10 protein-coding genes are annotated in these 12,332 nt (G+C 56.3%); 4 read left to right on the top strand and 6 right to left on the bottom strand.

Going from position 1 to position 12,332, the window contains the following annotated elements; translation table 11 throughout:
* Positions 1-15: 15 nt before the first annotated feature.
* From RAL88_RS11980 to RAL88_RS11965, 4 genes are read left to right on the top strand one after another with little or no spacing between them, the layout of a single operon-like run.
* Entirely contained in the window at positions 16-930 is a 915-nt protein-coding gene (locus RAL88_RS11980) for a carbohydrate ABC transporter permease (RefSeq protein ID WP_306263646.1), read from the top strand.
* On the top strand, positions 927-1,805 hold the full coding sequence (locus RAL88_RS11975; RefSeq protein WP_306263645.1) for a carbohydrate ABC transporter permease: 879 nt from the start codon (positions 927-929) through the stop codon (positions 1,803-1,805). Before RAL88_RS11980 ends, RAL88_RS11975 begins: the two co-directional genes overlap by 4 nt.
* 9 nt (positions 1,806-1,814) lie before the next feature.
* On the top strand, positions 1,815-2,933 hold the full coding sequence (locus RAL88_RS11970; RefSeq protein WP_306263644.1) for an ABC transporter ATP-binding protein: 1,119 nt from the start codon (positions 1,815-1,817) through the stop codon (positions 2,931-2,933).
* A 3-nt stretch (positions 2,934-2,936) separates the two neighbouring features.
* Positions 2,937-4,316 carry a sulfatase-like hydrolase/transferase gene (locus RAL88_RS11965; RefSeq protein ID WP_306263643.1) on the top strand — a complete coding sequence of 460 codons (1,380 nt, stop codon included), beginning with the start codon at positions 2,937-2,939 and terminating at the stop codon, positions 4,314-4,316.
* A gap of 273 nt (positions 4,317-4,589) precedes the next feature.
* Here RAL88_RS11965 and RAL88_RS11955 read toward each other — a convergent pair whose 3' ends face one another.
* From RAL88_RS11955 to RAL88_RS11930, 6 genes are all read right to left on the bottom strand, one after another.
* Entirely contained in the window at positions 4,590-5,654 is a 1,065-nt protein-coding gene (locus tag RAL88_RS11955) for an ABC transporter ATP-binding protein (RefSeq protein ID WP_306263642.1), read from the bottom strand.
* Positions 5,654-6,715, bottom strand: a complete 1,062-nt coding sequence (locus RAL88_RS11950) for an ABC transporter ATP-binding protein (RefSeq protein WP_306263641.1) — start codon at positions 6,713-6,715, stop codon at positions 5,654-5,656. Before RAL88_RS11950 ends, RAL88_RS11955 begins: the two co-directional genes overlap by 1 nt.
* On the bottom strand, positions 6,693-7,841 hold the full coding sequence (locus tag RAL88_RS11945; protein WP_306263640.1) for an ABC transporter permease: 1,149 nt from the start codon (positions 7,839-7,841) through the stop codon (positions 6,693-6,695). The genes RAL88_RS11950 and RAL88_RS11945 overlap by 23 nt, the downstream gene beginning before the upstream one ends.
* 60 nt (positions 7,842-7,901) lie before the next feature.
* Complete coding sequence (locus tag RAL88_RS11940; protein ID WP_306263639.1) at positions 7,902-8,891, bottom strand: ABC transporter permease; 990 nt, start codon at positions 8,889-8,891, stop codon at positions 7,902-7,904.
* A 91-nt stretch (positions 8,892-8,982) separates the two neighbouring features.
* Complete coding sequence (locus RAL88_RS11935; RefSeq protein WP_306263637.1) at positions 8,983-10,929, bottom strand: ABC transporter substrate-binding protein; 1,947 nt, start codon at positions 10,927-10,929, stop codon at positions 8,983-8,985.
* A 223-nt stretch (positions 10,930-11,152) separates the two neighbouring features.
* Positions 11,153-12,331 (bottom strand): N-acetylglucosamine-6-phosphate deacetylase, encoded by a 1,179-nt coding sequence (locus RAL88_RS11930; protein WP_306263636.1) that lies wholly within the window; start codon positions 12,329-12,331, stop codon positions 11,153-11,155.
* Position 12,332: the final 1 nt, after the last annotated feature.

Genomic DNA, 12,332 nt, shown 5'->3' with positions numbered 1-12,332 from the left:
ATCTTCGAGGAAATCATGCTTAGCTATTCCAAGGATCAGCGGAAGTTTGTCTTGTGGATGCTGTTGCCGGCATTCGGCATGATGGCGGCATTTTTTCTTTGGCCTACAATCTACAACATCAAGAACAGCTTTACCGATCTCAGTCTGCTCGGTTTGCGCGACGGCGGCAAATGGGTCGGCCTCGATAATTACATTGCGCTGTTTAACGATTCCGATTTCAAAAAAGTCGTCTTTAATACGTTATTTTGGCTGACATTTGTTTCTGTCAGTCTGCGGCTTGTCATAGGTTTTGCGCTCGCGCTGTTCATTGAATCTGAACTTATACGCCGCTTGCGTTTAACGGTGCCGCTTCGCATGGCAGCACTTCTGCCGTGGGCAACACCGGATATTGTTGCAGTTACTGTGTGGAAGCAAATTTTCGATGGCCGTTCGGGTGTCATCAATAACAAGCTGATCGATTGGGGGATTATCGACCAGCCCATCGTGTTTCTGGGCGACCCATCCTACGTATGGCCGGCCGTAATCACCGTCATTGTATGGAATGGTCTTCCCATCATTACGCTTACAATGGCAGCGGCCCTACAAACCGTGCCGCGCGATCTTTATGAAGCTGCAGACATAGATGGTGCCAACAGCTGGATAAAGTTCTGGCATGTCACATTCCCCCATGCCCTTCCGGCACTGGCGGTGCTGGGCCTTCTGACAACAATCTGGACATTCAACAACTTCATCTATGTCTGGATGTCCACTGGTGCCGGACCCGGAACATTTTCAAATGTTCTGGCAACCGAAGTTTATCTTCAGGCTTTCGTGAACTTTAAATTGGGCCTGTCATCGGCAATTGGCACCTTCATGGCAGCATTGGCGCTCGTCTTCGGCGTCATCTATTTCCGCTATGTTGTGACCAAAAGATTTGGAGGGTTGATGTGAGCGATATTGTATTGAACCCTGCGATTATGCGGCGGCGCAAACGTGGCCTCACGCGCAAACACAGCCCCATGAAAGCGGTATTGGCAATTGCGTTCTCTGCCTTGTTGATATTCTTCTTTGCCTCACCAGTTGTGTGGATTTATTTTGCATCGTTCAAGCCCAGTGCTGCGCTGATTGGTTCCGGTACCGAAGGCCTTGGTTTCACCTTTGAAAATTATAAGAATGTCTGGAAGAACGACTTCGGCCGCTTCATGTTGAACAGCCTGTACATCTGTGGCATCTCGGTGATTATCTCGACGACAGTTGCAGTCTGCGCCTCTTATGTGTTGTCGCGCTATCGCTTCGCCTACAAAAAGTGGCTCTTCGGTTTTCTTGTGCTAACGCAGATCTTTCCCTGGATCGTTATGATGACGCCCTTGTTCATCATGTTTGCGCAGCTTGATCTTATCAACAATCACTTCGCGATCATGTTCTGCTATGTCACGATTACGTTGCCGTTTTCGATCTATCTTATGGTCGGTTATCTAGAGGCACTGCCAAGAGATCTTGATGAAGCAGCTCTGATGGATGGCTGCTCTCGTTTGCAGACAATGCACCACATCATTTTGCCGCTGCTGGCACCCGGTATTGTAGCCACAGCAACCTACTCGTTTTTGTTGATGTGGACCGAATTTTTGCTTGCCCTGGCGCTGCTTACAAAAACTTCGATGAAGACATTGCCGCTTGGTCTCGCATTGTTCTTTGGCGAAGACACCGTCGACTGGGGCGCGGTGATGGCAGCATCTGCGCTGACAACATTACCCGCTTTACTTCTGTTCCTGCCGGTTCAGGCTCGCCTCGTTGCGGGTCTGTCGGCTGGTTCGGTCAAAGGATAATAATTTAGAATGGAAAATGCTGTTCTGGCCAATGACCATCCCGCCCTTGAATTGAAAAATGTTGAAAAGCGTTTCGGTGACTTTGCGGCCCTGCAAGGCCTCAGTTTCTCTGTGCCGAACGGCGCATTTGTTGCGATCGTGGGACCATCAGGTTGCGGCAAGTCTACCCTCTTACGCTTGATCGCAGGTTTGGAAGTAACAAGCGGCGGCGAAATTTGGTTGGATGGCGAGGATGTCACCGAAGCGTCTGCGGGCGAACGCGGCCTTGCGATGGTTTTTCAATCCTATGCGCTGTATCCGCACAAAACAGTGCGCGAGAATATGGCGTTTTCACTTAAAATTGCCAAGCGGCCAAAAGCGGAAATTGAAAGCCGCGTTGCAGAAGCTGCCCGCGCATTGCAACTTGAAGAATTGCTCGAAAGGCTTCCCAAGCAACTTTCAGGCGGTCAGCGCCAACGCGTTGCCATCGGTCGTGCGATTGTTCGCAAACCCAAAGTATTCTTGTTTGATGAGCCACTTTCCAATCTTGATGCCGCGCTGCGTGCTGAAACTCGCGTTGAATTGGCCGAACTCCACCAGCGGCTTGCTGCAACTATGATTTACGTCACGCACGATCAGGTTGAAGCGATGACACTTGCCGATCAGATCATCATACTCAATGCCGGCGAAGTGCAGCAGATTGGCAGCCCCAAAAAGCTATACAATGAACCGAAAAATGCTTTTGTGGCAGGTTTCATTGGTTCACCGAAAATGAATTTCATACGCGGAGCCATACGCGGCACAGCGTTTGAATCTGCGGACCTTTCGGTTTCAGGCTTGGGCAAAATCCCGGCTGGCGCTATCACGCTTGGCATCCGGCCTGAATCACTGATGCTTGCGGGTAAGCGCAAGGGCATTGGCCAAATTGAAGTTTCTATTGTGGAATATCTAGGCGATGAAAGCGTTATTCATGGCCGTTTAAGCGATGGCACGCCAATAATTCTACGTGAAAAGGGCGGCGTCGAGCTCAATTCTGGCGACAAAGTTTCCATCGATGTCGAAAATTCCGAAGCGCTTCATTTCTTTTCAATTGATGACGGCAAGCGCATTGCGATGGCGCCATCGGCAAAAGCACCGAGTGAAGGATAGCTGATGGGAGCAAAACCGAACTTTATCTTCATCATTGCCGATGACCATCGCGCCAGCTCGATCGGTGCTCATGGATGCCATGGAGTGTTAACACCCAACCTTGATGCATTGGCAAAGCGGGGCACAGACTTTCTTGGTGCACATTGTCAGGGTGGTTTTAACGCCGCCGTCTGTGTTCCTTCCCGAGCAACGCTGATGGCCGGCCGCAGCGTATTCGATTTGTCACCGCCCAATGAACGCGATGCGGATGACTTCAGCGTGGGTGCCACCATTCCGCCAGAAATGCCGACAATGCCGCAGCATTTGCGTAATGCAGGCTATCGGACACACGCCATTGGCAAATGGCACAATGATAAACCATCCTTCGTGCGCAGTTTTTCTTCAGCAGACAAAATCCTCTTTGACGGTATGTCAGAACATGAAGAGATGATTTTGCAGGATCACGATCCAAGGGGCATTTATGAGGAAAGCCGCGCGCGGCATGTGCCTGGCCATTCCACCGACATATTCAAAGATGCCGCCTTGAAATTTGTCGAAACGGCAAAATCTGATGAGCCGTTCTTTCTCTACATCGCATTCACCGCGCCGCACGATCCAAGAACGCCGCCTACTGAATTTGCGGTCGATCCATCAAGCGTTGCGTTGCCAAAGGCATATATGCCAGTTCATCCATTTGATAATGGCGAGGCCCTCATCCGTGATGAAATGCTGGAAGAGTTCCCGCGTTCGCCGGAGGCTATCCGTCAACATATCGCAGACTATTACGGCATCATAACGCATATGGACGATGCCATTGGCCAAATCATCAAAGCGGCTGAAAATAGGGGCCTGCTTGAAAATACAATCGTAGTTTACACAGCAGATCACGGCCTTGGGTTGGGTAATCATGGTCTTATGGGCAAACAAAATCTCTATGAACACAGCCTCAATATTCCGCTGATCATCGCCGGACCAAACGTCCCGGAAAACAAGAAATCAGACGCGCTCATATGGCATGGTGATACCCACGCGACGGTGCTGTCATTTGCCGGACTTGAACCTGCTCCGCAATGCGCCGGTACCAGCCTTATTGCACAAGATAAAAATGAAACAAATGGCTCAATGCGTCAGTATTTTGGCGCCGTTTACCGTTCATCGCAGCGTATGATCCGCGATGAACGCTACAAGCTGATACGATATTACAAGGACACCACGCAGCGCAGTTCAACCAATAGCCCGACATCCGGATCTGAATTGATCCAGCTATTCGATCTTCAAACCGATCCTGAGGAACTTATCAATCTCGTCTTTGTGCCTGAGCACCGGGCCACGCGCGACCGGCTTTGTGAGGCAATGAAAAACTGGCAGGCCGAAATGGGCGATAGCTGTGGCGCGTGCTCGTAGCTGTCAGGAGATTTTGTGATGAGCAACGATATTGACGTTTCCAGCCTGGTTCTAACTGACGAGAGTTAGAGTGTGAACTGCTGCCGGTTCCCGTCGTCGGAACGGCCGATGCGAATTTTCGGCCCGGCTGTTCAGCCAGCGGCCCGTTTCTTGTCTGTCGGCGCTACCAATGACCTTCATCGCGACACCGCAGGATCGCAGCCTGTCCGTCGCGATGACATTGGGATTTCTTGTCCGTTGGAGCGTTTCTGAGACACCTTATGCGACAAGCGGTCAAATATGCGCCGCCTCGTTCTCGGCAGGCTCGGGAATGCCTGCCAGCGTGAGTTCGGCCGCGTGATGGCAGCGCACCAGATGGCCGGGTGCCCATTCCCGCAATTCGGGCTGCTCTTTGCCGCAGATTTCGGTCGCATGCGGGCAGCGGGGGTGAAAATAGCACCCCGAGGGGGGATTGGCCGGGCTGGGCACATCACCTTCGAGCGGCGCCATCGCCGCGCGCTGCCGCGGATCGGCCACCGGAATGGTCGACATCAGGGCGGCTGTATAGGGATGTTTGGGTGTCGAATATAGGGCATCGGTGGGCGCCACTTCGACAACCTTGCCCACATACATTACCGCCACACGGTCGCAGATGTGGCGGACGACGCTGAGATCATGCGCCACGAACAAATAGGTGAGATGCAGCTCCTCCTGGAGGCGCATCATCAGGTTGAGCACCTGCGCCTGCACAGAGACATCAAGGGCCGATACCGGCTCGTCCGCCACCACCAGACGCGGATTGAGGGCCAAAGCGCGCGCTATGACAATGCGCTGGCGCTGGCCGCCACTGAAGGCGTGCGGGAAGCGCTTCATGTATTCGGGACGCAACCCCACCAGCCGCAACAACTCGGCAACCCGCTGATGGCGCGCTTCACGATCCTTCATGCCACCGGCGATCATCAACGACTCGCCCAGAATGTCCTGGATTTTCATACGCGGGTTGAGCGAGCCATAGGGATCCTGGAAGATCATCTGGATGTCGCGCCGCAAAGGTCGCATCTCGCGTTCCGGCACCGCAGCGAGATCGGTCACAGCGCCATCCGCACCATGATAGAGAATTTCGCCGCCTGTGGGGTCCATGGCGCGCATGATGCAGCGCGCAGTCGTGGTCTTTCCGCAGCCGCTTTCCCCCACAAGACCAAGCGTTTCGCCTTCGACTATGGAAAAGCTCACATCGTCGACAGCCCGCACCTGGCCGACGACCCTGCGAAGGAAACCCTTGCGAATGGGGAAGTATTTCTTCAGGCCCTTGACCTCAAGGACGGTCGAACGACGCTCCATGGGCACTGTCACTGGCATCAAGCTTCCTCGGCACGGTCATGGTGAAGAAAACAGGCGACGGATTGGTGCGGGCCGACAGACGCGAGCCGTGGCGTGCGCACATCACATTTGCCGGGCATGAAGGCCCCGCATCGGGGATGAAAAGGACAGCCTGCGGGGCGATTGAACGGGTGCGGGATCGTGCCTTCGATGGCCGGAAGCGGCCCGCGGGCTGTCTTTTGCACCGAGGGGACCGAATCCAGTAATGCCCTGGTGTAGGGATGCTGGGGGTTGTGGAAGATATCGTCCACCGGCCCCGCTTCCATCACCCGGCCAAGATACATGACCACCACATCATCTGCGATCTGGGCGATGACGCCCAGATCATGGGTGATGAAGATGATCGACAGGGCGTGGCTGTGTTGCAGACTGCGCAGCAGGGTGAGCACCTGCGCCTGGGTGGTCACATCAATGGCAGTGGTCGGCTCGTCGGCAATCAGCAGCTTGGGGTCGCACAACAGCGCCATTGCGATCATCACGCGCTGGCGCAGGCCGCCACTGAGTTCCCACGAATACATATTGAGGCGCTCTGCTGGGTTGGGCATGCCCACTTCCGACAGACGTTTCAGGACGATCTTCTCGGCATCAGCCTTGCTGATCTTGCGATGCAAACGCACCGCCTCGATCAACTGATTGCCAATGGTGTGCACGGGGCTCAGCGCGGCCATGGGCTCTTGCGGGATCAGGGCGATCTCGTTTCCGCGAATGGAGCGCAGCTCGCGCCCGTTCTGGTCGAGCTTTGCCAGATCGATCACCTCCGGTCGAAGAGGGGACCCCGCCTCGGGACGGAACAGGATTTCTCCATCCACGACGTTTCCCGGCTTTTGCACAATCCCCAGAATAGACTTGATGGTGACGCTCTTGCCGCAGCCGCTTTCGCCGACAATGCCTACAACCTTGCCGCGCGCGACATCAAAGCTTACGCCGTCAACCGCCTTGGTGACCCCCTCCTCGGTGCTGAAATAGGTCTTGAGGCCGCTCACCGACAGGATGAAGTCTTCGTTCATGTCACGCCAATCAATGGTAGGGATCTGCGGCATCGCGCAGCCCGTCACCGACGAGATTAAGCGCGAGCACGGTTATGATGACCGCCAGGCTGGGCAGGAGCAGCCACGGTGCCAGCGCCACCGATTGCAGGTTTTGCGCTTCGGCCAGCATGACGCCCCAGCTGATCGCGGGTGGCCGCATACCGAGTCCGAGAAAGCTCAAAAATGTTTCATTGATGATCATCACCGGAATGGCCAGCGTCACGGCGGCGATGATGTGGCTGCTCATGCTTGGCACCATATGGCGCAGCACAATGCGCATCTGGCTGCATCCCGCCAGCTTGGCCGCCACGACAAAATCCTCTTCGCGCAGTACAAGGAACCGTCCGCGCACCTCCCGGGCGAGCGTTGTCCAGGTGATCAGCGCCAGAATGACGGTAATGGCCAGATAGGTTGTGGTGACCGACCAGGTTCGCGGCAGGGCGGCGGACAGGGCGAGCCAGATGGGAATTGGCGGAATTGACTGCAGCAGTTCGACAACGCGCTGGATGACCATATCGGTAATGCCGCCGAAATAGCCCGAAATACCCCCCATCACGATGCCGATAATTGTGCTCAGGAACACGGCAACCAGTCCGATGGACAAGGACACCTGAGTGCCGAACAGCAGTCTCGACCATTGGTCGCGCCCCAGCCTGTCCGTGCCCAGCAGGTGGATATTTCCAACCGTCTCCGCGTCCGCCAGGGCTAGAAAATGAAGACGGGACGGAAACAGGCCGAACACCCGCCATTCATAGCCCCGGCCGAACAGAACCAGCGGTATCTTGCGGCTTTCGTCGATCTTCCACTCCATGCGCAGAGTGCGCGAATTGCGCGAGCCGGTGGCGTCGAACACAAAAAGTGCCGGTCCGTTGTCCCACAGCTGGATGGTTTGCGGGGGTCTGAACGAGCCTACTGAATTGCTGTCATTCGGGTCCTGGGTGCTGAAGAATCCGGGAAGCAGCCCCATTGTGATGATCACGATCAGCACCACTCCGCCGACCAGGGCAAGCCGGTTCTTTTTGAACCGCCACCAGACCAGTTTCCAGTTCGGCGCGACCGCGAAGGCGTCCTGCTGGCCAGATATGTCCGCCGGCGGGTTTTCGAGGTCGGACAGGTTGGATGGCGACTCAACGGACATGCGTTCGTCTCCGGGTCAAATGTCGTGACTGTGGATGGCGCTTGATCGCCACCGCCGTAATCACGCTCCCTCCATGCGAATGCGCGGGTCGATCCAGGCCAGCAGGATGTCTGAAAGCAACGTGCCGATGACTGCCAGACCGAAATAGGACATCACGATAGCCCCCGCCAGGAACATGTCCTGGCCGATGAGCGAGCGCAGCAGTAGCGGCCCGATGGTTGGCAGGTTGAGCACTGTCGCCACCACAAGGCTGCCTGAAAATATCAGTGGCAGATACCAGCCAAGGCTGCTCACCAACGGATTGATGGCCAGACGTAAGGGATATTTCAAAACCAGTTTCCACTCCGACATGCCCTTGGCGCGCGCCATTTCCATATAGGGCTTGCTCAACTCGTCGAGCAGATTGGCCCGCAGGATGCGCGCCAGTCGTGCGGTGCCGTCGAGACCCAGGATCACCATTGGCAGCCAGATGTGTTTCATAAGATCCAGCGTTCGGGCGAAGCTCCATGGCGCATCAGCGTAATCGGGGGAAAACAGACCGGTAATGGTGATGCCCCATTGCGTGAAGGCGATCCACATCAGGACGAGGGCGGTCACGAAGGTCGGCGTGGCGACTCCCACATAGTTGATGACGGTAAAGACATAGTCGAGGATGGAATATTGCCGTGTCGCCGAAATGATGCCGATGGGAAGGGCGACGGCGAATGTGAACAGGAAGGTCGACAGGCCCAGCGCCACCGTCAGCAGAAGCCTTTGGCCAATCAGTTCCGAGATGGGTTTTTGAAAGTCGAGCGACATGCCCAGATCGCCCTGCAACATGCGCAGCAGCCATTTGGCATATTGCACATACATGGGCTGATCGAGACCGTATAATTGCCTCAACGCATCGATCTGCGCCTGGTCGACAGAGGACCCGGAAGCGGCCAGTTCGGCAACATAGCTGGTAACGAAATCGCCGGGTGGGGCCTGAATGAGCGCAAAAGCGATAATGGAAAACACGAACAAGAGCGGCGGTAACAGCAGCAGCCGCTTGACGACGTAGAACAGCACTGGCTGGCCCTCTCAATGAATATGCAGTCCTGCCCGGAACCACCCTCCCGGCCCATTTCGCGCCGGGAGGGTATTCTCAATCCGATGCTGTCTACTTTGCGAAGTAGAACTGCTCGGGTCGGGTATTGCCGGGGGTGCGCAGCGGCCAATCATTGCCGGCGACTTCTGCGACGTTCTTCAGCTTGCCGTTTACAACAACGACACCCTGCACCATCGGCGTGAGTCCGACCGTGCCGATCTCCCAGACATTGTCAGCCCAGATACGGAACAGTTCCTGGGCAAGTTCGATCTGGCGATCCTGGCTGGAAACCTTGGCCTCGTCGATAATATCCATGATCCTCTGGATCTCGGGGGTCGGCTCGACGCCTTTTTCTCCTTTGCTGTTGACCCACTGACGCACCAGGGGTGCAAGGGTCATGGCAGGCTGGCTGCGCGGATCGTAATTGGGCTGCCCGCTGAAGGGGAACCCTGTCGTATCCTCGTTCCAGATTTCGATCTGCAGGTCATTGGTGTCGCGCATGGCAAAGTGCGGAGTACGTTCGCGCAGTTCGATATGTGCCCTGACGCCAACCTCTGCCCAGTCTTCCACGACCAGCTGGCCAATATCCGCCCAGCTGGCAAATGCCGGCACAACGCTGATTTCGAGATCAAGCCGCTCACCATTGGGCAGCAGGCGAAACCCATCGCCGTCGCGTTCCGTCAGGCCGATGCCATCGAGAAGCGCATTGGCCTTGTCGATCTCATGCTGGGTATATTTGAAGGCATATTCGTCACCCGGATAATAGGGATGGAACGGTGCCGGAACGCCCTGGCGTGACTCACCAATGCCGAGGAATGCGAGTTCCTTGATCGCTTCGCGTTCGATGGCATAGGACAACGCGATTCGGAAATCCTTGATCCGCAGAATATCGCCAATGGCCGGGTCGTTGTTATAGGTCTGATTAAACATCAAAACCGCATCGGAGCCACCGAATGTCGGATAGGTGACCACGCGATAGCCGCCCTTTTCGGCGTTTTCCATGAGCACGGGATAATTGCTCATCTCGATATGACGGCCCTGCATGTCGATCTGACCGCCGACGGCTGCCAGGTTCAACGTCTGCTTGTCGGCAAAGAAGGTGAACTTCACCTCATCGATATAGGGAAGTTGATTGCCTTCAGTATCGACAGCGAAATAGTAGGGGTTGCGCTCGATCACAAAGGTTTCGTCACCTACGGTCGTGCCATTGGGCGCCCACGCGGCGGTGCTTGGACGATTGCCGCTCAGATGCGGCAATGCCTCGACCTGAAACAATTGCACCCAGCTGTCAAAGCCAGCCTCGGCCACCTTGGCCTTAAGTTCATCTGCACCGGTGAAATCAGGGTGGAACTGCTTGAGGTAATGGGCTGGCGCGAAGGCGAGATTGGTGATCGACTTGTCAGCCCCGTCCTTGTTGGCCAGGTCAAGCAGGAACGCCGTGTTCGGCTGCGTAAAGGTCCAGCGCACCGAAGTCTCGTCGAGTTTCTCAACGGTCACGACCGAGCCGTCCGGATTGCTCATCCACACGGGCACGGAAGGCATCAGCTCGGCATTCTTCAGAATGGAATTATACCAGAACATGATGTCATCGGCGGTAAAGGGCGCGCCGTCGGACCATTTCATGCCCTTGCGCAGTAACACTGTCCACTGCGTAAAATCGGCGTTGGACTCCCAGCCCTTGGCGATATGTGGAATCACCTCACCGCCGGTCGGTGAAAATCGCAACAATGCGTCATAGGCGACGCGGGTATAGTTGTTATGATCGGATGGCCCGAGGAAACCACGCCGCAAGACGCCACCATAGGTGCCGATGGAATCGGTCACCTGCTCGACAAGTGGCTCCTCCGGCAGCCGATCCTGTACCGGCGGCAGCTCGCCGCTTGCGACCAATGCGGCCAGTGCGGGCGCTTCCTGATATTCAGTTTGCGCCGCCGCCTGTTGCGGTGCCGCCAACACAAGGCCAAACGCCACGGCCAAACTCCCGGCCTGCAGTGCTCTCCAACTCCAGCTCATGTTCATTCTAAGTCTCCCTGTTTTTCCTGTTAACCGCAACGCGCAGTCGTTTTGTCTTTTGGAACCAGCCTGCGCTCGTGATCTGTTTCAGATGTCACGCACTTCTTCTTGATCGCTTATAAGCCGCTGAGATTCTCGCAGAATATTGGCCGAGAGGAAACCTCATTTCCATCATCAACCTGTCAAACAGTCGCAGAATTTGCCGCATTGTCAAGCCCGTCCCCGGCGCCTATTCAGGCACAACGCTCCAGGGTCCGATCACCGCTTTCACCACATGCGGATGACCGCCGCCCAAATCCCATTCGACGAAATCCGCCGGCTCCCCCGGCCGGGGATTTTTTGCGGAAAGTCCGATGGCGCGCAAGGGGTTGGCCCGGGTCAGTTTGATGACTTCGCTCATACCGAATCCGTACCATTGCATGACGTTTCGGACCATTTCGTCCATCGAGGCGGCAGACCCGGCAAGATAGCTGGACCCGGGCAGCCGCACCGACCCATCCTTGTGCCTGAAAATCTTCTGGGCACCGATGGTGAATTCGCTGAGCGTGGCAGGCGCGCCAGCTGCGGCTGAGGCGTCGGTCACGATCATTGCCCGGTCGAGCGTCTTGGCGCGCAGCCATGACTGCAGGATATCGCGGGGAATATGGATGCCATCGGCAATGAAGCTGGCCATCAGCTGGTCGCGTCCCAACTGGACCAGCATTGAGCTCTCGTTCTTGTTCAGCATGTGCGGCATTCCGTTCCCCAGATGGGTCGACATCGTCGCACCGGCAGCGATCGCCGCGTCGATCTGGGTCCGGGACGCCGCCGAATGGCCAATGGCGCAGGCGATGTTCTGCCCCCGCAGGAACGCGATCAGATCGATGACGCCGTCGATCTCGGGCGCAACTGTCATCAATTTGATCGGCCGCGTCGACACGCGCTGGAGCGCCACAACCAGATCGGGCGAGCCGGAACGCATATGCGCCGCCGGATGGGCACCCACATAGCCTTCCTCCGGCGACATGAACGGGCCCTCGATGTGGTAGCCAGGGACCATGAACGGGCCAAGATTGCTGCGCGAAACCGCGTCGTCGAGCGCACTCAAAAGGGCAATTAGGTCGTCCTGACTGGCGGTGATCAGCGTCGGCAGGCAGCGGGTCACGCCCGTGGCCAGCATCCCGGCCAGCGCTTCGTCCATGCGTTCCGGCGTCACGCCGGGCGCATTGAAATCGATGCCGGCAAAACCGTTGACCTGGATGTCCACCATGCCCGGGGTGACAACTCGGTCCACATCCTGTTCCACATCGGCCTTGGGGTCAGCGCTCAGGATTTCCCCTGCACCGTCGATGTCATAGCGGGCAGGCGCCCCCTCCGGCCCGAATGCGGTCGCGATGGTATAATTTTCGGTCTGCCTTTTGGCTTTCATC

Source organism: Pararhizobium sp. IMCC3301, assembly GCF_030758315.1.
Lineage (GTDB): Bacteria > Pseudomonadota > Alphaproteobacteria > Rhizobiales.
The sequence above is the reverse complement of the archived record's forward strand: the minus strand, read 5'-3'. Positions and strand labels throughout refer to the sequence as shown.

Coding starts and splice junctions, on each gene's coding strand:
- RAL88_RS11980 (WP_306263646.1), top strand. CDS start 16: ATGCTTAGCTATTCCAAGGATCAGCGGAAGTTTGTCTTGTGGATGCTG.
- RAL88_RS11970 (WP_306263644.1), top strand. CDS start 1,815: ATGGAAAATGCTGTTCTGGCCAATGACCATCCCGCCCTTGAATTGAAA.
- RAL88_RS11965 (WP_306263643.1), top strand. CDS start 2,937: ATGGGAGCAAAACCGAACTTTATCTTCATCATTGCCGATGACCATCGC.
- RAL88_RS11955 (WP_306263642.1), bottom strand. CDS start 5,654: ATGCCAGTGACAGTGCCCATGGAGCGTCGTTCGACCGTCCTTGAGGTC.
- RAL88_RS11950 (WP_306263641.1), bottom strand. CDS start 6,715: ATGCCGCAGATCCCTACCATTGATTGGCGTGACATGAACGAAGACTTC.
- RAL88_RS11945 (WP_306263640.1), bottom strand. CDS start 7,841: ATGTCCGTTGAGTCGCCATCCAACCTGTCCGACCTCGAAAACCCGCCG.
- RAL88_RS11935 (WP_306263637.1), bottom strand. CDS start 10,929: ATGAACATGAGCTGGAGTTGGAGAGCACTGCAGGCCGGGAGTTTGGCC.
- RAL88_RS11930 (WP_306263636.1), bottom strand. CDS start 12,331: ATGAAAGCCAAAAGGCAGACCGAAAATTATACCATCGCGACCGCATTC.